Source organism: Pseudonocardia parietis (genome assembly GCF_017876315.1).
Classification (GTDB): domain Bacteria; phylum Actinomycetota; class Actinomycetes; order Mycobacteriales; family Pseudonocardiaceae; genus Pseudonocardia; species Pseudonocardia parietis.
In genome coordinates, this window is the sequence record NZ_JAGINU010000001.1 from 3,893,354 (window position 1) to 3,912,094 (window position 18,741).

At 73.1% G+C, this 18,741-nt stretch carries 16 protein-coding genes; 5 read left to right on the forward strand and 11 right to left on the reverse strand.

Annotated features, from left to right (window positions below; translation table 11 throughout):
- Nucleotides 1-39: 39 nt before the first annotated feature.
- From JOF36_RS18475 to JOF36_RS18485, 3 genes are all read left to right on the forward strand, one after another.
- Nucleotides 40-741, forward strand: a complete 702-nt coding sequence (locus tag JOF36_RS18475) for a TetR/AcrR family transcriptional regulator (RefSeq protein ID WP_210028244.1) — start codon at nucleotides 40-42, stop codon at nucleotides 739-741.
- Nucleotides 742-903: 162 nt separating this feature from the next.
- Nucleotides 904-1,656: an SDR family NAD(P)-dependent oxidoreductase gene (locus JOF36_RS18480; protein WP_210028245.1), complete on the forward strand. Its 753-nt coding sequence runs from the start codon at nucleotides 904-906 to the stop codon at nucleotides 1,654-1,656.
- A 70-nt stretch (nucleotides 1,657-1,726) separates the two neighbouring features.
- Entirely contained in the window at nucleotides 1,727-2,596 is an 870-nt protein-coding gene (locus JOF36_RS18485) for a CPBP family intramembrane glutamic endopeptidase (protein ID WP_210028247.1), read from the forward strand.
- Between the two features lie 21 nt (nucleotides 2,597-2,617).
- On the opposite strand, the gene JOF36_RS18490 is transcribed toward JOF36_RS18485, so the two are convergent.
- From JOF36_RS18490 to JOF36_RS18520, 8 genes are all read right to left on the reverse strand, one after another.
- Entirely contained in the window at nucleotides 2,618-4,012 is a 1,395-nt protein-coding gene (locus JOF36_RS18490; RefSeq protein WP_210028249.1) for a hemolysin family protein, read from the reverse strand.
- Between the two features lie 83 nt (nucleotides 4,013-4,095).
- Nucleotides 4,096-5,820 (reverse strand): efflux permease Rv1217c-related protein, encoded by a 1,725-nt coding sequence (locus JOF36_RS18495; protein WP_210028251.1) that lies wholly within the window; start codon nucleotides 5,818-5,820, stop codon nucleotides 4,096-4,098.
- Nucleotides 5,817-6,704, reverse strand: coding sequence for an ABC transporter ATP-binding protein (locus JOF36_RS39185; protein WP_307862453.1), 888 nt, complete (start codon nucleotides 6,702-6,704; stop codon nucleotides 5,817-5,819). The genes JOF36_RS18495 and JOF36_RS39185 overlap by 4 nt, the downstream gene beginning before the upstream one ends.
- Nucleotides 6,705-6,847: 143 nt before the next feature.
- Nucleotides 6,848-7,675, reverse strand: a complete 828-nt coding sequence (locus JOF36_RS39190) for a hypothetical protein (protein ID WP_245350898.1) — start codon at nucleotides 7,673-7,675, stop codon at nucleotides 6,848-6,850.
- 212 nt (nucleotides 7,676-7,887) lie between these two features.
- Nucleotides 7,888-8,748, reverse strand: a complete 861-nt coding sequence (locus JOF36_RS18505) for a hypothetical protein (protein ID WP_210028253.1) — start codon at nucleotides 8,746-8,748, stop codon at nucleotides 7,888-7,890.
- A complete protein-coding gene (locus JOF36_RS18510) occupies nucleotides 8,745-10,775 on the reverse strand; it encodes an alpha-ketoacid dehydrogenase subunit alpha/beta (protein WP_307862454.1) in 2,031 nt (676 codons plus the stop codon). The genes JOF36_RS18505 and JOF36_RS18510 overlap by 4 nt, the downstream gene beginning before the upstream one ends.
- 52 nt (nucleotides 10,776-10,827) lie before the next feature.
- On the reverse strand, nucleotides 10,828-11,592 hold the full coding sequence (locus JOF36_RS18515) for an SDR family NAD(P)-dependent oxidoreductase (protein WP_210028254.1): 765 nt from the start codon (nucleotides 11,590-11,592) through the stop codon (nucleotides 10,828-10,830).
- Nucleotides 11,589-13,127, reverse strand: coding sequence for an acyl-CoA synthetase (locus JOF36_RS18520; protein ID WP_210028255.1), 1,539 nt, complete (start codon nucleotides 13,125-13,127; stop codon nucleotides 11,589-11,591). Before JOF36_RS18520 ends, JOF36_RS18515 begins: the two co-directional genes overlap by 4 nt.
- Before the next feature lie 194 nt (nucleotides 13,128-13,321).
- On the opposite strand from JOF36_RS18520, the gene JOF36_RS18525 reads away from it, so the two are divergent.
- Nucleotides 13,322-14,485, forward strand: a complete 1,164-nt coding sequence (locus JOF36_RS18525; protein ID WP_210028256.1) for an acyl-CoA dehydrogenase family protein — start codon at nucleotides 13,322-13,324, stop codon at nucleotides 14,483-14,485.
- A 126-nt stretch (nucleotides 14,486-14,611) separates the two neighbouring features.
- Nucleotides 14,612-15,394 (forward strand): SDR family NAD(P)-dependent oxidoreductase, encoded by a 783-nt coding sequence (locus JOF36_RS18530; protein ID WP_210028257.1) that lies wholly within the window; start codon nucleotides 14,612-14,614, stop codon nucleotides 15,392-15,394.
- On the opposite strand, the gene JOF36_RS18535 is transcribed toward JOF36_RS18530, so the two are convergent.
- Genes JOF36_RS18535 through JOF36_RS18545 form a run of 3 tightly spaced genes read right to left on the reverse strand, consistent with a single transcriptional unit; the run spans nucleotide 15,318 to nucleotide 18,681 of the window.
- The gene (locus JOF36_RS18535; protein WP_210028259.1) at nucleotides 15,318-16,253 is read right to left on the reverse strand and encodes an alpha/beta fold hydrolase; all 936 of its coding nucleotides are present in this window, start codon (nucleotides 16,251-16,253) and stop codon (nucleotides 15,318-15,320) included. The two genes, JOF36_RS18530 and JOF36_RS18535, sit on opposite strands and share 77 nt — an antisense overlap.
- Nucleotides 16,250-17,110: an SDR family NAD(P)-dependent oxidoreductase gene (locus JOF36_RS18540; RefSeq protein ID WP_210028261.1), complete on the reverse strand. Its 861-nt coding sequence runs from the start codon at nucleotides 17,108-17,110 to the stop codon at nucleotides 16,250-16,252. The genes JOF36_RS18535 and JOF36_RS18540 overlap by 4 nt, the downstream gene beginning before the upstream one ends.
- Nucleotides 17,107-18,681: a flavin-containing monooxygenase gene (locus JOF36_RS18545; RefSeq protein ID WP_210028263.1), complete on the reverse strand. Its 1,575-nt coding sequence runs from the start codon at nucleotides 18,679-18,681 to the stop codon at nucleotides 17,107-17,109. The genes JOF36_RS18540 and JOF36_RS18545 overlap by 4 nt, the downstream gene beginning before the upstream one ends.
- Nucleotides 18,682-18,741 lie beyond the last annotated feature (60 nt).

Below are 18,741 nucleotides of genomic sequence, written 5' to 3' on the forward strand. Positions count from 1 at the left end.
GCGACCGCGACATCGACATCGACGAGCCGGGAGGAAGCGATGCCCCGGCCACCCGGGCACGGCAGTGGGTTCGAACCGCGCCGTCAGGAGATCATCGGCATCGCGGCCTCCCTGTTCGCGCAGCGCGGATACGCCGCCACCAGCATCACCGAGCTCTGCGACGCGGTGGGTCTGGCCCGCGGCGCGCTGTACTACTACATCGGTTCCAAGGAGAAGCTCCTCGTCGAGATCCAGGAGGCCGTGCTCGGCCCGCTGCTGGCGGTCGCCCGCCGGATCGTCGGTGCGCCCGCGTGCCCGGCGGTGCGGCTGCGCCTGCTGTCCGAGGTCCTGCTGGAGATCATCGTGGCGCGGCTGGACCACATCTGGGTCTACGAGCACGACTACCGGCAGCTGTCGCCGCAGAACCGCGAGGCCGTCATCGCGCAGCGCCGCGAGTTCGAGGGCATCGTGGTCGAGCTCCTCGCCGCGGCCGTCGAGGCAGGCCAGTTCCGGTCGATCGACCTGCGGCTGGGGATGCTGCAGTTCCTCAACCTGCACAACCACACCTACCAGTGGGTCCGTCCGGACGGCCGGTGGCCGGTGTCCGAGCTCGCGACCGAGTACTGCAGCACCCTGTTCCGCGGGTTCGCCGCCGCGGACTTCGACCCGGCGACGGTCGAGGCCGCGACCGAACGGTTCCGCAGCGAGCATCCCGAGGTGGACCTGCGCCCGGAGCTCTCCGGCGCCACCGCGTCGCCGTAGGCCTGCGTCGAGCCGTCCTGCCACGACATCCGGGAACCCGATCGCCGTCCGGTCTCGACGGTGCCTGTCCCGCCGTCTAACGTTTTACAGAACATTCGGTACAGGAAACGTCGGCGGGTGCCCGCGACCGGGCCCGATCCCGCCGGGAGAAGCGGTGGACCCATGGAGAGCGGACCTTCCCGCGTCGTACTGATCACCGGGGCGGCCGGTGCGCTCGGGGCGGCGGTGGCCCGGCGGCTGGCGAGCGAGGGGCCGGCCGATCTGGTCCTGTGCGACCTGTCCGGCGAGCGGCTCGAGCCGGTCGCGTCCACTCTGGAGGGACCGGGTACCCGGGTGCTCACCCGGGTCGTCGACGTCTCCGACGCGGCGGCCGTCGACGCGGCGGTGGCGGCCGCGGTCGAGCGGTTCGGCCGGCTCGACGTCATGATCAACAACGCCGGTGTGATCGCCACCAACGGCCGGATCCACAACCAGACCGCGCAGGAGTGGGACCGCCAGTTCCGGATCACCTTCCTGGGTGCCGTGCACGGGACGACGGCCGCGGTGCGGGTCATGCGTACCCAGGAGGACGGCGGTTCGATCATCAACACCGCGTCCGTCGCCGGCCTGACGGCCTGGCCGTACACGGCTCCGTACGGCGCGGCGAAGGCCGCCGTCATCCAGCTGACCAAGGTGGCGGCGGTCGAGTACGCGAAGGAACGGATCCGCGTCAACTGCGTCTGCCCCGGCACCTTCGAGTCCGCCATGACGGCCGACATCCCCGACGAGGCCCTGCCGGGGCTCACCGCGCGGCACCCGCTCGGGCTCGGTGCACCCGAGGACGTCGTCGGCGCGTTCGCCTACCTGGCCGGCGCGGACTCCCGGTGGACCACCGGCTCGGCGATGGTGGTGGACGGCGGATACGCGGCTCCGTGACGGTGGGCCGGTTATCCGCAATGACTTCTGGCAGGTCCTTCGGCCGATCCATTTCCCTAGTCTGAATCTCATGGCACGTTCCACTCCCCAGCGCGAATCAGTCGCTCGTGCGCCGCTGGCGCTGCGACTCGCGGTCAGCACCGCAGGAACGCTGGTCGTCTGGCTCGGTGTGACCCAGCTGAGCACCGCGCTGTGGGGCGCCGAGATGTCGCTGCAGAAGCACATCACCAACGCCGTCGGCACTGTCGCTCTTGCGGTGCCGCTGGTCCTCGTACTGTGCCGGTACGTGGACCGCCGCCCGGTATCCTCTCTAGGGCTCCACGGTGGGAGGCGGGCATGGCGAGACGTTCTTTACGGCGCCCTGACCTGGCTGGTTCCGGCCGCTATCGGATTAGCCGTGGGGCTTTCGTTCGGATGGCTGGAGATCCGGCTCGAGTCCTCGGTCGCTGAACTCGTCGGCGCCGTCCTCCTACTCGTCCTGCTCGTGTTCACCTACGAGGCGTTCCCCGAAGAGCTCATCTTCCGTGGCTACGTCTACCGGAACCTCACCACGGTCACCGCTCCGTGGATCGCCGTCGTGGTCCAGGCACTGCTCTTCTCGACCTTCGGCACCACATTGTGGGTCATCAGCAATGGCTGGGGAGTATTCGTGGAGCGCTCGACCCTGTTCTTCGGCATGGCCGTCGTCGCCGGTTGCGTTCGCCTCATATCAGGCTCGGTCTGGGCGTCCATCGGATTCCACCTGGCATTCCAGGTGGTCATGCAGCTCTTCCTCTTCTCGCATTATGTGGACATCGAGGTCAGCAATGAAGGCGCTTTCACCCTGACCACAGCCGTGGTGGCGTTCTGTGCAGCGACAACCATTGCGGGGATGCTGTGGCGGGGAGCGGTCAACTGGACCGCGCCGGACCCCGATCTCGCCGGACACACGGCCACGTAGAACGGTGATGGCGGCCGTTGCTCAGGACCGGCCGGAATCGGCGTCCCCGGTGGGCGGTGGTTCGTCGGCCCGATCGGTGGGCCGGTCCGGCGGAGCGGCGTCGCCGGACCGGGCCGGGGTGATGTGGACACGGGCGATGCGGTGGCCGTCGGTGGCCGCGACGGTGAAGCGGTGGTCGAGGGCGTCGAGGGTGTCGCCGTCGGTGGGGACGCGGCCCAGCTGGTGCATCACGTACCCGCCCAGGGTGTCGTAGGGGCCGTCGGGGAGCGCGATCCCGGTCTGTTCCTCGACATCGTCGTGGTGGAGCAGGCCGTCGGCGTCGAACCCGCCGTCGGCGGTCCGCCGGGCGGGGGTGGCGCTGGGGTCGTACTCGTCGCGGATCTCGCCGACGATCTCCTCGACGAGGTCCTCGACGGTGACGATGCCGTCGGTGCCGCCGTACTCGTCGACGACCACGGCGAGGTGACCGCCGCCGCGGCGCATCTCGCCGAGCGTGGCGAGGACGGCCTTGCTGCCCGGCAACGCGGTGATCGGCCGGGCCAGCTCACCCACGGTCCACTCGCCGTCAGAGCTGCCGGAACGGCGCCGGTCGGCCGGTCGGCCGCCGTGGTGGGCGGTGAGCAGGTCGCGCACGTGCACCACACCGACGACGTCGTCGAGGGTCTCGCCGATGACCGGATAGCGGGAGTGGGGCCGGTCGAGGACCTGGGTGATGGCCTGGTCCAGGGTGGCGTCGGCGCGGAGGAAGTCGGCTTCGGTGCGGGGCACCATGACCTCGCTCAGCACGCGGTCGGTGGCGGTGAAGGCGTCGGAGAGCAGCCTGCGCTCGTCGGGGGTCAGGGTGTTGGCGGTCCGGACCATGTCGCGCAGCTCGTCCTCGCTGACCTGGTCGTCGGGGGTGCGCGGGTCGATACCCAGCAGCCGGACCACCGCGTTGGTCGAACGGGACAGCAGCCAGATCAGCGGCCGGGCCACGGTGGCGAGCCGGTCGAGGGGCCCGGCGGTGGCCTGGGCCACGGCCTCGGGTCGCTGCAGGGCCAGGCGTTTGGGCACGAGCTCGCCGACGACCAGCGACAGGTAGGACACCAGCGCGGTGACCAGGACCAGCGCGGCGGTCGAGGCGATCGCCAGGGGCAGCCCCCAGCCGGCCAGGACCGGCTCGAGGCGCACGGCGATGGTGGCGCCGCCGTAGCTGGAGGCGAAGAACCCGGCGAAGGTGACCCCGATCTGGACCGCGGACAGGAACCGGTTGGAGTCGCTGCGCAGCCGCGCCACCCGTGCCCCGCGCCGGCTGCGTTCGGCCATCGCCGACACCTGCCCGGCCCGCAGGGTGACCAGCGCGATCTCGGCGGCGGCGAAGAAGCCCCCGAAGAGCACGAACAGCAGCACCAGGGCCAGGTTCAGCGCGACGTCCACGCCGCCGATTCTGGCATTACGGGTGTTTTCGGGCTCCGAGGTGTAGCCGCGAAGAGGGTGAACAGTCGTAGATCAGTGGGGGGTCAGTCGGAGCGTAGGTCGCGTCGGCGGTAGGCCAGGACGCCGCCGGCGGCGGCGAGCAGTGCGACCGCGAGCATGACGGCCGACGCCGCCGGGGTGGGCGCGGTGGCCGGCACCGGCTCCAGGTGCGCGAACGGCGAGACCTGTGCGACCCACCGTGGGGCGTCGATGCTGTCGGCCAGCACGTTGAGCAGGAACCCGCCGGCGCCGGGCAGGATGCCGAGCGCGATCACCGCGCGCGGGGACAGGCCGAGCCCGAGGACCGCGAAACCCAGCCCGAGCAGTGAGATCGGCAGCGTGTTCGCCGCGCCCGCGACGGCGTCGCCGAGTCCGAGGTCGGCGCCGGTCGCGGCGGCCCCGGCCCACATCGCCACTGCGGCGACCAGGGTGAGCGCGACGGCGGCGCCGGCGGTGACCGCGGCGGTCCCGGTCAGCAGCCGGACCCGGGACAGCGGCGCGGCGAGCAGCAGCCCCAACCGCCGGGTGGTCTCGTCGTGCGCGAGCGCGGCGATCCGCACCGCGGCGAACGCCCCGACCGGGACCGGGAGCAGCGCGAACAGCGTGCCGGCGAAGCCCGGCGGGGTAGCGAGGTCGCCGAACCCGGCCCGGGTGGCCAGCCCGGCGAACAGCGGGTTGCGTTGCAGGAAGTCGGTCAGTGAGACGGCGAGCAGGCCGAGCAGCAGGTAGAAGGCACCCACCCCGATCGCCCACCCGGTCAGCGGCCGCAGCGTGCGGCGCAGCGCGAACCCGTGCGGCGAGCCGAGCAGCGCGAGCCGGGCGCGACGGGTCCCGGCGCGGGGCACCAGCCCGTCGCCGACGTCGCGGCGCGCGGCCAGTAGTGGGGCCGCCACCAGCGCCCCGACGGCCGCAGCGGCCAGCACCAGCACGGGTGCGACCCGGTCGGTGTGGAACGGGGCGGCCAGCGCGGTCAGCCCGAACGGCGAGAACCAGCGCAGCCACCCCAGCGCATCCACCCCGTCGCCGATCATCCGCAGCAACAGCATGCCCAGCAGCACACCGGTCCCCGCGCCGGAAGCCGCGCCACGGGAGCCGGCCACCTGTGCCGCGACCGCGCCGACCCCGGCGAAGAACGCCCCGGTCAAGGCGAGGCCCGCGGCATGGAGGAGGGCCGGTCCGGCGTTGGCACCGGCCAGGATCATCGCGACGGCGACCGCGCCACCGGCCGTCAGCAGTGCGGCGGTGAGCACGGCCAGTGCAGTGGCCACCGCGGGCCCGTGGCGCAGCCGACCGGCGAGCAGCAGCGTCCACCGGCCGGCGTCCTCCTCGCCGCGCAGCAGCCGCGTAGCGGTCAGCAGTGCCCATACCCCGAGCAGCACGCCGAGCGCGGTGCCGGTGCGCCACACGGTGAACCCGCCGGAGTCGTCCAGGGCGACCGGCTCGCCGAACAGCGTGCGGATCGCCGGGTTGGTGGCCAGCACCTGCAGCGCGGCCGCACCGCCGGGGGCCTGGGCCACCACGCTGTCATAGCTCGCCACGACGATCGCCGACATCCCGGCGGCCACCAGGGCCACCACCGCGGCACTGCGGCGGACCCACCTGGTCGTGAGGCGGGCGACGGCAGCGGTCGGGCGTGGGGCCGGTGCTCCTGCGGCCGCCGGGGCGCGTCCGCCGGTGGGTTCGGTCCCGTCCGCCGGTGCGCCCGGCCGGACGGTGCTGAGCGAGCCGCGGCGGTCCCCCTGGGGACGGGCCGGGCCGGCGCCGGTCATCGGACCGGGTCCCCGTAGTAGCCGAGGAAGATCTCCTCCAGGCTCGGCTCGCGCACCTGCAGGCTGCGGACGTCGGAGCCGGCCAGCGCGTGCAGTGCCGCCGCGGGTGGCCCGGCGAGGGTGAACCGGATCCGGTCCCGGCCCAACACCTCCACATCGGCCACGCCCGCCACGCCGTCCAGCTGTGGCGCGGGCCCGACGAAGCCCGCCTCGACCTCCGTGCGGTGCAGCGCACGCAACGCGGTCACGTCGGCGACGTCGACCAGCCGCCCGGCCCGCAGGATGGCCACCCGATCGCAGACCGCATCGACCTCGGCCAGCTGGTGCGAGCTGAGGAAGACGGTCTGGCCGCGGTCACGGGCCTCCCGCACCGCGGCCCGGAACTCCTGCTCCATCAGCGGGTCCAGCCCGCTGGTCGGTTCGTCCAGCACCAGCAGCGGGGCGCGGGTGGCGAACGCCGCGACCAGGGCGACCTTCTGCCGGTTGCCCGTCGAGTAGGTGCGCGCCGCCCTGCCGGTGTCCAGCGCGAAGCGCTCGACGAGCTCCGCACGGTAGGCACGGTCCACACCGGGCCCGACCCGCGCCAGCAGTTCGAGGGTCTCCGCCCCCGTGAGCTGCGGCCACAGCGCCACATCGGCGGGCACGTACGCGAGCATCGCGTGCGCACGCACCACATCGGTACACGGCACGTCGAAGATCTCCGCCCGGCCCGCGCTGGGGCGGGCCAGGCCGAGCAGCAGCCGGATGGTGGTGGACTTACCCGCCCCGTTCGGACCGAGGAAGCCGAACACCTGCCCGACGGCGACGGTCAGGTCGAGCGGCTCCAGCGCGACCACGGCCCCGAAGCGTTTGGAGAGCCCGACGGCGCGGACGGCGGCAGACACGGTGCGATGCTGGCCGGACACGGCGAGACTCCCTGGTCGCAGGACGAACCGACACGCCGACCAGTCTTCCCGGCTCACCTGTGGCAGAGGGTACTCCGCCCGACCACCACGGACGGGTACTGGTGGGACGACGACGGCGCCGGTCAGCCGGTACCGGCCGTGCTCGGACGTGCTGTGGGACGCAGGAGCATCCCGATCGCGATGCCCGCGACGACGAAGGTGATCCCCACCCAGGCGGGGCCTCCGTCGAGGGTGAGGCTGAGGATGCCGATCGGGACCAGCCACCAGGCCAGGGGAGCGATCAGCGCGGCGACCGACGGCACGGGCCCGGGCGCGGCGCCCTGTTCCCGCGCGACCCGCGCCCGTGCGATGTCGGGGTACCAGCTGGAGAACTGCAGCGCGACGAGCATCGCGCCGACCTGGATGACCCAGCCCGTCCAGATGTTGTTGCTGTCCTGCAGGACGGCATCGCCGTAGAAGCCTGCGACGGCCGAGACCAGGAACGCGGCGGCCCAGGCTCCGGTGATCACGTAGTTGACACGGAGGAAGGCAGGCAGGTGCCAGTACTGCGGGTCGATCTGCTCGCGGGCGTACTGCAGGGTGAACGGCATCCGCACGAGCATGGATCCGACCGCGACGAGCACCAGCGCGATGTTGCTGATCTCCCCGATCCAGGTCTCCAGCCACTGGGTCCATGCGGGGCTGATCAGCAGCACGAGGACGAGCAGCGCGGCGAAGAAGACGACGTCGACCACCGCGAGCAGCTTCAGCGAACGCCCGCGGATTCGGTCGGAGACCAGGAACACCACCGACAGTGCGAGGGCGGCCCCCGCCGCCCAGCCCATCCGGCCCGGCCCCTCGAAGACGCCCAGCACGATCCACGGGGAGATGCCGGCGAGCGGGCCGTCCAGGACCCGGCCCAGACGGCCCGCGCCGCGTGACGGCGATGCCGTCGCCGAGCCGCCGGTCATGTCCGCTCCACTCTCCGGAGGTGCGCCTCACCCTGCGCTGTGCGGCCGAGGAGACATCGGGGAGGAACACCGGTACCGGCGTCCCCTCCAGCCGGCTCCCGAGCGCCTCGGTCCCCGTGGCCTCGCCCGCGCCGCCGCGGTCGTTACGTCCGGCCGATGGCGGAACGTCGTGGTCGGAGCTCCCCGCACCGGGAGAGGGCCGGCCGCGGCTGTCAGCGGGTGAGCTCGGCGGCGGTGACACCGGCGGCCAGCCGCGTCCGCAGATCGCGCAGCAGCGCCGCCGACTCGCTGCGACCCACGGTCCCGGTGTCGACGGCGAGTGCGAGCCGGATCATCGACCGGACGGCGATGCTCTCGGCGCCGTCGGTCGTCACCACGGCGACGGCCCGGTGGACCCGGCCGACGGTCAGCGCCGCCCGCGCCCCGGCCGGTGGCGGCGCCAGCTCCAGGTCGATGTCCTCCGAGCCCGAGTCGACGACCGCGACGCCCCGGACGGCCGCCCGGTGCGTCGCGGTGTGCAGAGCAGAGGTGTGCAGAGCAGAGGTGTGCTGTGCCGGGGTGTGCAGTGCCGGGGTGTGCAGGGCCCGGACGAGGCCGCCGAGGCCGAGCGAACCGGCATCGGGGACCTCGCTCCATCCCTCGTCCCCCGACCCGAGCACGGACAGGTGGACCGGTGCCGAGACGTCGTCGGCGTGCACCCCCGGGCAGCGGCCCAGGCTCCGGACGAGCGCGGCCACGACCAGGGTGAACACGGTCGGCCGCGCGCCCTCGCGGGTGGCGAGGTCCGCGGCAGCGGTGCCCAGGGCCCGCTCCGGCCCCGTCACGTCGACGTCGGCGACGAGCACGTGGAACGGCCCGGTCGCCGGGTGTCGCTCCGGTGCTGCGCGCAGGTCGTTCACCTGCGCGGCGCGGACGGCGCCGTCGCGTCCGGGTGCGATGTCGCGCAGGTCCAGCTGCCGGGTACGGGCCAGCGCCCGGGCGAGCGGGGTCGCCCAGGGACGGCCGTCGGCACGGCGCCCGGTGGGAACCGGGGCGGGCTGTCGAGCGCTGTCGGGTGCCGACGGGGCCCTCATCCGGCGCACACCCGGCGGACGGCGGCCGCGACGGTCTCCCGGTCGGGCAGCCACTCCCGTTCCAGCGAGGGCGCGTAGGGCGCGGGCATCGCCGGTGGCGCGACGCGCACGACGGGGGCGTCGAGGTGCCAGAAGCCCTCGCCGGCGGCCGTCGCCGCGATCTCCGCGCCGACCCCGAAGTCCTGGACCCCCTCGTGGGCGACCACCAGGCGGTGCGTCCTGGCCAGCGACGCGAGCACGGTCTCCCGGTCCCACGGCACCACGGTGCGCAGGTCGATGACCTCGGCGTCGACACCGTCGGCGGCCAGGGCCTCGGCGGCGGCCAGGCACTCGGTCAGCATCCGGGAGTAGGAGACGATCGTGACGTCGGAGCCCGGCCGGACGATCTTCGCCTTCCCCAGCGGGACCAGATGGTCCTCGGGCGGGCGAGGGCCCTTCCTGCCGTAGGTGAGCCGGTTCTCGACGAAGACGACGGGATTGGGGTCGCGGATCGCGGCGCGGAGCAGCCCGTAGGTGTCGGCCGGGGTGGACGGCATCACGACGGTGAGCCCGGGGATGTGGGCCAGCAGCGCCTCCAGGCTCTGCGAGTGCTGGCTGCCCGAGGACTTCCCGGCCCCGAACTGGGTGCGCAGGACCAGCGGCATCCGCGCGGCCCCGCCGGTCATGAACCCGAGCTTGGCCGCCTGGTTGAGCAGCTGGTCCAGGCAGACGCCGATGAAGTCGAAGTACATGAGCTCGACGACCGGGCGCATGCCGGCCATGGCCGAGCCGACCGCGGTGCCGACGATCGCCGTCTCCGAGATCGGGGTGTCGCGCACCCGCCCGGGGTAGGCGTCGGCGAGGCCGCGGGTCAGCGCGAACACCCCGCCGCCGGCCGCGACGTCGATGCCGGCGACGAACACGTCCGGGTCGGTGGCGAGCTCGTGGTCGAGCGCGGTCCGCACCGCGTCCATCGTGCGGAACACCTCGCCGCTCGCCTCGGCGGGCTCCGGGACGTCCGCGCGGGGCGCGGTGACGTAGTCCGTCAACGTCTGCGGCGCGGGCTCGGACGCCGCGCGGGCCGAAGCAATGGCGTCCGCGATCTCGGTCTCGATCTCGGCGTCGATGGCGTCGATGGCGTCGATCGCGTCGGGCGCGCCGAGCGCGTCCGGCCCGGAGCCCGGCACGCCCGCCGCGGCCAGCGCCGTGCGGGCGACGAGCAGCGGGTCGCGCTCCTTCGCGCCGGTCACCTCGTCCGCGGTGCGGTAGCGCTCCGGGTCCCCCTCGTAGTGGCCGTGCCACCGGTAGGTCTCCGCCTCGACGAGGACCGGGCCACCGCCGGTGCGCCGGCCGGCGATCACCCCGGCCATCAGGTCCGCGACGGCCACGACGTCGTTGCCGTCGACGTGCTCGTAGCCGATCCCGTAGCCCGCGGCGCGCGCGGACAGCGGCGCGCGGTGCTGGGCGGCGGCGGGGGAGAACTCCGCGTAGTGGTTGTTCTCGCAGAAGAACACGACGGGCAGGTCCCACACCGCCGCGAGGTTCACGGCCTCGTGGAACATCCCCTGGGCGACGGCGCCGTCGCCGAAGAAGGCGACGACGACACCGCCGGTCTCGCGCAGCTGGGCCGCGGTGGCGGCGCCGACCGCGATCGGCAGGCCGGCGCCGACGATGCCGTTGGCGCCGTAGATGCCCAGTGACGGGTCGGCGATGTGCATCGAGCCGCCGCGGCCCCGGCAGGTGCCCGTCTCCTTGCCCATGAGCTCGGCGAACATCGACGCCGTGTCGAGGCCCTTGGCGAGGCAGTGACCGTGCCCGCGGTGGGTCGAGGTGATGCCGTCGCGCTCGTCGAGATGCCAGCAGGCCCCGACGGCGGTGGCCTCCTGCCCGATGGACAGGTGCAGGAAGCCGGGGATCTCGGTCTTCTTGTACAGATCCGACGCGTGCTGCTCGAACCGGCGGATGCGGCGCATCCGCCGGTACATCTCGGACAGGTCGTCCACGCTCACGGCGGTGCCGGCGCGGGCCGGTGCCTCTGCTGCTGTCACGTCCGTCCTTCCTGGATCGCCGGGTGCGGTGCCGGGTGTGTCACGTGCGGTGTCACCAGGCCGTCCACCCGCCGTCGGTGGTGATCGTGGAGCCGGTCGTGTACGCGGCGGCGTCGCCGAGCAGGAACACCGCGGCCCCGGCGACCTCGTGCGGGTGGCCCGTGCGGCCCATCGGGATGCGGGCCCGCACGGCCTCGCCGCGCGGGGAGTCGAGCAGGCCGTTGCTGAGCTCGGTCGGCACGTATCCCGGCGCCAGGCAGTTGACCCGCACGCCGCGGTCGGCCCACTCGACGGCGAGGGTCCGGCTGAGCGCGGTGATCGCGCCCTTGCTGGCGGCGTACGCCGCGATCCGCTCGGCCCCCACCTCGGCGTGCACCGAGGTGACGTTGACGATCGAGCCGGAACCCTGCTCGAGCATGGCGCGTCCGGCCGCACGGCAGACGTGGAAGGTCCCGTCGAGGTTGACCCGCAGCACCCGCTGCCAGTCGGCGTCGGAGAGCCGCTCGCTGCGCACGAACACCGGGCTGATGCCCGCGGCGTTGACCACGCCGTCGATCCGCCCGGTCCGGTGCAGGATCGTGGCCGCCGCAGCATCGACCGCGTCGGGGTCGTCCACCGCGGCCGGGACGACGTCGACGACGGCGACCCCGGCGAGCTCGGCGGCGAGCTTCTCGAGATCACCGGCGGTCCGCGCGGTCGCGGCGACCCGTGCGCCGGCGTGTGCCGCGGCGACCGCGACGGCCCGGCCGAGCCCCTTGCCCGCGCCGGTCACCCACACGGTCCGGCCTGTCAGGTCGAAGGACGGGACGGTGGTCACGGCGCCACCGGCACCTCTCGCAGGTCCCGCTTGAGGACCTTTCCGGACGGTGTCCGGGGCAGCTCGGGCAGGAAGACGAACTCGGCGGGCACCTTGAAGCGGGCCAGCCGTTCGCGGCAGAACGCACCGAGCCCGTCCGGATCCGGGCCGGCACCGGGGCGCAGCACGACGAAGGCCCGCGGGACCTCGCCCCAGCGCGGGTGCCCCATGCCGACGACCGCGGCCTCGACCACGTCGGGATGCTCGAAGAGCACCCGCTCGATCTCGGGCGTGGCGATGTTCTCGCCCCCGGAGACGATCATGTCCTTCTTCCGGTCCTCGATGAACAGGAAGCCCTCGTCGTCGAGCCGTCCGACGTCGCCGGTGTGGAACCAGCCGTCCCGCCAGGAACGGGCGGTGGCCTCCTCGTCGCGCCAGTAGCCCGCGGTGACCTTCGGGCCGCGCAGCGCCACCTCCCCGACCTCGCCGGCGGCGGCCTGGGTGCCGTCCTCGGCGATGATGCGGACCTCCAGGTGCGGCACCGGGCGCCCGACCGAGCCGACCTTGCTGAGCATGTGCTCGGCGTCGTTGACGGTGTCGCCGGAGGCGGTCTCGGTCAGCCCGTAGGCGTCGGCGAACCACACGCCGGGGAAGGTGTCGAGGACCCGGCGAACCAGCGGCTCCGGCATCTTCTCCCCGCCGCCGATGATCAGCCGCACCGAGCCGAGGTCCCGCGAACCGACGTCGGGGAGCTGCAGCAGGGCGATCATCATCGCGGGTGCGAGCCAGATGACGGTCGGGTGTTCGCGCTCGATCGCCGCGACGACCTCGGCGGCGTCGAAACGCCGGACCAGGGTGATCTCGCCGCCCGCGTGCCAGGTGCCCGTCCCGGGGAGGTCGAGGCCCCCGACGTGGTAGAGCGGCCCGCAGATCAGCGTCCGATCCGCACGGGACAGTCCGAACTCGACGATGTGGGCGAAGTCCTTCCAGGCCACGTTCCCGTGGGTGATCTGCACGCCCTTGGGGCGCGAGGTCGTGCCGGAGGTGTACATGAGGCGCTGCAGGTCGTCGGCGCGGGTCTCGGCCACCGGCACCCGCTGCCCGCGGTGGGCGGCGACGAGGTCGTCGTAGCCGCGCCATCCGTCGTGGTGTCCGTCGAGCAGCAGCCGCGCACGGAGTGCGGGGAGCCCGCCGAGCACCGGCTCCAGCGCGGCGACGAACTCGGGCTCGCTCAGCAGGCACACCGCGTCGGAGTTCTCCAGGATGTAGGCCCACTCCTGCGCCGCGAGCCGGTAGTTCAGCGGCAGCAGCACTGCGCCGATCCGGCTGAGGGCGAGCACCGTCTCGAGGAACTCGACGTGGTTGTAGAGCAGCACCGCGACCACGTCACCGCGGCCGATCCCGAGGTCACCGAGTCCGGCCGCGAGGGCGTGGACCCGCTCGTTCAGCTCCTCGTTGGTCACCCGGCGCTCGCCGTGGGTGAGCACGACCTGGCCGGGGCGGCGGGCCGTGTTGTGGTCCAGCACCCGAGCGAGGTTGAGAACCGGTGTGCCCATCGCACCTCCCTGTGCGGTTGTCACGGCGACCGGGGCCACTCGCGGTTCCTTGTGGCCGTCCCGGGTTTCGTGTACCAATCGGTCTATGAAACTGCGCCGAGCGTAGGCCCCGGCCGGGAGGGTCCACAAGGCCCCGGGCGCCCGCCGCGCAGACCGCCTCCCCGACCCGCACGCAGACCCGAAGGGCAACCGAGATGGACTTCGACCTTCCCGAGGAGGCCCGGGCCCTGCAGCAGATGTGCCGGGACTTCACCGAACGCGAGATCCGGCCGTACGCGGCGCAGTGGTCGGAGACCGAGCACGTCCCGACGGGCACCTACCGCAAGATGGGCGAGCTCGGCTTGATGGGCATGCTCGTCGCGGAGCGCTACGGCGGCAGCGACGCCGGCTTCGTGACCTACGTGGCGGCGATGGAGGAGATCGGGCGCGGCGACCAGTCACTCGCGTCGGGCTGGAACGCCCACTCGACGATCGCGTCGCTGCCGCTGGCGACCTTCGGCACCGAGGAGCAGAAGCGGCGCTGGCTCGCGCCGCTGGCGTCCGGAACCCACCTGGGCGCCTTCGGGTTGACCGAACCGACCGCGGGATCCGACGCCCGCGGCATCCGTACCAGGGCGACCCGTGCCGACGGCGGCTGGCTGATCAACGGCACCAAGATGTTCATCACCAACGCCGGTACCGACATGAGCCTCGGGGTCACGCTGCTCGCCGTCACCGGCGACGGTGCGGACGGCAAGCGGTTCGGCACGTTCTTCGTGCCCGACGCCACCGCCGGCTACGAGAAGGGCCGGCGGCTGCGCAAGCTCGGCTGGCACGCCTGCGACACCCGGGAGCTCGTCTTCACCGACTGCTGGGTCCCCGACGACCACCTCATCGGCGACGACGGCAACGGGCTCAAGCAGTTCATGCAGGTCCTGGACCCGGGCCGGATCAGCGTCGCCGCACTCGCCCTGTCGCTGGCGTCGGCGGCGCTGGAGATGGCCGTGCGGCACGCGGGGGAGCGCGAGCAGTTCGGGCGCAAGGTCGGTGACTTCCAGGCCGTCGGGCACAAGCTCGCCGACATGGCCACCGAGGTGGAGGCGGCCCGCGCCCTGGTCTACCGGGCCGCGTGGCTGGCCGACAGCGGTCGCCCCTACGCCCAGGCCGCCGCCATGGCCAAGCTCTACGCCTCGGAGGCCGCCAACCGGTGTGCCCGCGACGCCGTCCAGATCCACGGCGGCTACGGCTACATCCGCGAGTCGGAGATCTCCCGGTTCTACGCCGACGCGAAGATCCTCGAGATCGGCGAGGGCACCAACGAGGTGCAGCGCAACGTCATCGCCCGCACGCTCGGCAGGCAGGCGGCCGGCCGCACCTGATCACCCGAACGGCTCTGCAGCACGCTTGTCCGGCGCCGGACCGGCCCCTACGGTCGTTTACTGGATCGGTCGTTCTACAGAAAAAGGAACGACCGTCGTAGCCGGTACACGACCAGGGAGCCGCTCATGACGTCCTCACTCGCCGGACGCGTCGTCCTCATCACCGGTGGCGCGAGCGGCATCGGGGCGGAGGTCGGCCGCCGGGCGGCCGCCGCGGGGGCCACCGTCGTCGTCGCCGACGTCGACGAGGCACGGGCCCGTGAGATCGCGGGCGAGGTCGGCGGCCATGTCGTCGTGATGGACGTGACCTCGCAGGAGTCGGTGACCGCCGCGGTCACGACGGCCGAGGAGAGCGTCGGTCCGATCGACGTGCTGGTGACCTCGGCCGGGATCACGCAGCCGCCGCACCCGCCGGAGGAGCTGGACCAGTCGACCTGGGACAAGGTCCTCGACGTCGACCTGCGGGGCACCTGGCTGTGCGCCGTCGCGGTCGGGCGCCGGATGGCGACGCGGGGGAGCGGGAGCATCGTCACGATCGCGTCGATCGCCGGCATGCGGTCGATGCCGCTGCACTCCTACACGCCGGCGAAGGCCGCGGTGATCGCGATGACCGCGGACCTGGCGACCGAGTGGGGCCGCTCCGGTGTCCGGGTGAACTCGGTGTCGCCGGGCTACGTCCTGACCCCGCTCCTGCAGGACCAGATCGACCGGGGCCTGCGGAACCCGGCCAACCTGACCGAGGCGTCCGCGCTGGGACGCATGGTGCGGACCCACGAGGTCGCGGACGCGGTGTGCTTCCTGGCCTCCGACGCGGCCTCGGCGATCACCGGGGTCAACCTCCCGGTCGATGCGGGGTGGCTGGTGGCACCGTCGTGGACGACCTATCAGGGCGTTCCCGACAAGCGGTGAGCCCGGCCGCGCCGATGTGGTCGAGCGCGAGTTGCGCGAACCGCTCCGGCACCTCGATCTGCGGCATGTGCCCGACCCGGCCGAACACGTGGGTCGCCACGTGCGGCAGTTCCCGCGCCGCCGCCCGCAGCTGCGCGACCGGCAGGATCACGTCGCGCTCGCCCCAGACGACCAGGGTCGGCTTCGGTGCCCGCGCGGCGGCGCCGAGCAGCGCCCGGCGCCAGCCCGGCCGGATCCCGCGCACGGTGCCCAGCTCGGTGGCGATCTCCAGGAACGTCTGCGCGAACTCCGGGCGCCGCCCGATGTCGAGGCCGCGCCGCACCCTTTCCTCGGTGACCAGCGAGTGGTCCACGAACAGCGACCGTTCGGTCTGCCGGGCGGCGCGGATGTCGAACCGGCCCATGAGCAGCCTGCCCAGCAGCGGGACGCCGAGGATCCGCAGCGCCGGTGCCACCTCGGTGCCGAAGCCCGCCGGGTCCGCCAGCACCAGCGACGCGACCCGCTCCGGATGGCGCACCGACATCAGCAGGGCCACCGCGCCACCGAGCGAGTTGCCCATGACGTGCGCGGGCCCGGTCGCGCCGAGCACGTCCAGGGTCGCGACGGCGGTGTCGGCGAGCTTCTCCAGGGTGGCCGGCCCGGGTACGCGGTCGGAGTAGCCGAACCCGGCGAGATCGGCGGCGATCACCCGGTAGCGGGTGAGGAGCTCGTGCTGGGCGTCCCAGTCCTCCAGGCTCCGGCCGATGCCGTGCAGCAGCAGGACGGGCTCGCCCGCCGGGTCGCCGGACTCGCGGACCCGGATGCGGGTGCCGTGCACATCGACGAAGCGGGGGCCGGCGAAGCTCGGGCCTGCGGTCACCGGGCGCCCGCCGTCGTCCGCCGCCCGGACGCGCCGACCAGCTTCGCGAAGAGCTTGAGGCTGTTCGCCGGGGCGAGCCGGGCGAGTGCGTCCGGGATCTTCGCGCTGGCGCCGATGAGCAGCCGTGGCCTGCGCTTCTCGATCGCCTCGACGATCAGGCCCGCCGCTCGGTCCGCGGGGAAGGTCAGCAGCTTCTCGAAGTCCCGCTTGCCCTGCTCGGCCTCCTCGGCGGGGATGTTCACCCCGACCCGCGCGGACGTCGCGATGCCCGTCCTGATCCCGCCCGGGTGCACGGTCGTCACGGTGGCGCCGACCTGGGCGAGCTCGGCCCGCAACGCCTCGGAGAAGCCGCGCAGCGCGAACTTCGATGAGCAGTACGCCGACTGGCCGGGCGGCGCGATGAGGCCGAACAGGCTGGACACGTTCACCACGTGTGCGCCGGGCCGTGCGGTCAGCGCGGGGAGCAGCGCGTGGGTCAGCCGCACCGGGGCGTGGAAGTTGACGTCCATGACCCAGTCGAACTCGTCGAGGGTCAGCCGCGCGAAGTCACCGCCCAGCGCGACGCCGGCGTTGTTGACCAGCAGCCGGATCTCCGGGTGCCCGGCGAGGATGCGGGAGGCGAGGGCGTCGACGGCGTCGCGCTCGGCGAGGTCCACGGTCTCGGCGGTCACCGACAGGCCCGGGTGCGCGGCCCGGATCTGCGCGGCGAGGGTGTCGAGCCGGTCGCCGTCGCGGTCGACGAGCACGAGATCGCTGCCGCGCCCGGCGAGCAGCCGGGCGACGTGCTCGCCCATGCCCCCGGCCGCACCGGTGACCACGGCGGTGCCCTCGGCGAATCGGAACGGTGTGCGGCTCACGAGGCGACCTCCTGCTCGGTGCGGGATCCGGTGCCGGCGGCGGCTGCGTCGGCCGCGATGCCCGCCACCGACGGCCTGGTGACGGCGGCCGACCGCGCGCCCACGGCGGACGCGGGGGTCATCAGCATGTCCTTGCGCAGGTCGGCCCGGCCGAGGCCGACGGCGTCGAGGAAGAAGTTCTGGTGCAACCGCCACGGGTCCCGGCGGCCCTGGCGCGGGAACAGGTGCTCGGACCGCTTGACGTAGCCGGACTCCAGGTCCAGCAGCGGCCGGTCCGGGGACACCGTCGGTGCCGGTGTGGCGACGGCGATCCGCTCGCGGTCCATGAGCCCCAGCAGCCGCGGCACGTAGCGGGCGACCAGGTCGGCGCGCAGCGTCCAGGACGCGTTGACGTAGCCGATGCAGAACGCCAGGTTCGGGACGCCGGAGAGCATCAGCCCGCGGTAGGTGACGGTCTTGCCGATGTCGACCTGCTCGCCGTCGATGTGGATCGTGATGCCGCCCAGCGGGGTGAGCGACAGCCCGGTCGCCGAGACGATGACGTCGGCCTCGAGCTTCTCGCCCGAGCGCAGCCGGATGCCCTTCTCGGTGATCCGGTCGATGTGGTCGGTGACGACCGACGCGGTGCCCCGGGCGATGGTCTTGAAGAAGTCGCCCTCCGGGACCACGCACAGGCGCTGGTCCCAGGGCTCGTAGGACGGCGTGAAGTGCTCGTCCACGTAGGACTCGTCCTTCAGGAACCGCAGCGCGATCCCGCGCAGGACCTTCTTGACGCGCTCGGGCCTGCGGCGCGCGAGCTGGTAGAAGGCCTGGGTCAGGGTGACGTACTGCAGTCGCAGGATGCTGTGGGCGAGCTTCGCCGGCAGGATCTTGCGCAGCCGGTCGGCCACCGGGTCGCGGCTCGGCAGCGCCGTCAGGTACGACGGCGAGCGCTGCAGCATCGTGACGTGCTCGGCGGACTCGGCGAGCGACGGGATCAGGGTGACCGCGGTCGCGCCCGACCCGATGACGACGATCCGCTTGCCCTCGTGGTCGAGGTCCTCGGGCCAGAACTGCGGGTGCACCCAGGTGCCTGCGAAGTCCTCGCGGCCCGGGAAGTCGGGCTGGTGGCCCCGGTCGTAGTCGTAGTAGCCCGAGCACATGAACAGGAAGTCGCAGGTGTAGTGGCGGGTGCCCGCCGCGGTGGTCGCCTCGACCGTCCAGCGGGCGGTCGCCGAGTCCCAGGAGGCGCCGGCGACACGGGTGCCGAACCGGATGTGGTCGGTGACGCCGTACTCGCGGGCGGCCTCGGCGATGTAGTCACGGATGCTGTCGCCGTCGGCGATCGACTTGGGGTCCCGCCACGGCTTGAACGGATAGGCGAGGGTGAACATGTCCGAGTCCGAGCGGATGCCCGGGTAGCGGAACAGGTCCCAGGTGCCGCCGATGTTCTCGCGGCCCTCGAGGATCGCGTAGTCCTTGCCGGGCAGCTCCTGGCGGAGCCGGCACGCGGCGCCGATGCCGGACAGCCCGGCGCCGACGATGATCACGTCCCGGTGTTCGGGGACGGGTTCCGGGGTGGGCTGCGTCATGGAGCGCCTCCTGCTCTGCCGTCGTCTGCTCTGACTTGCTGGCTGGGGCCAGTGTGCCTG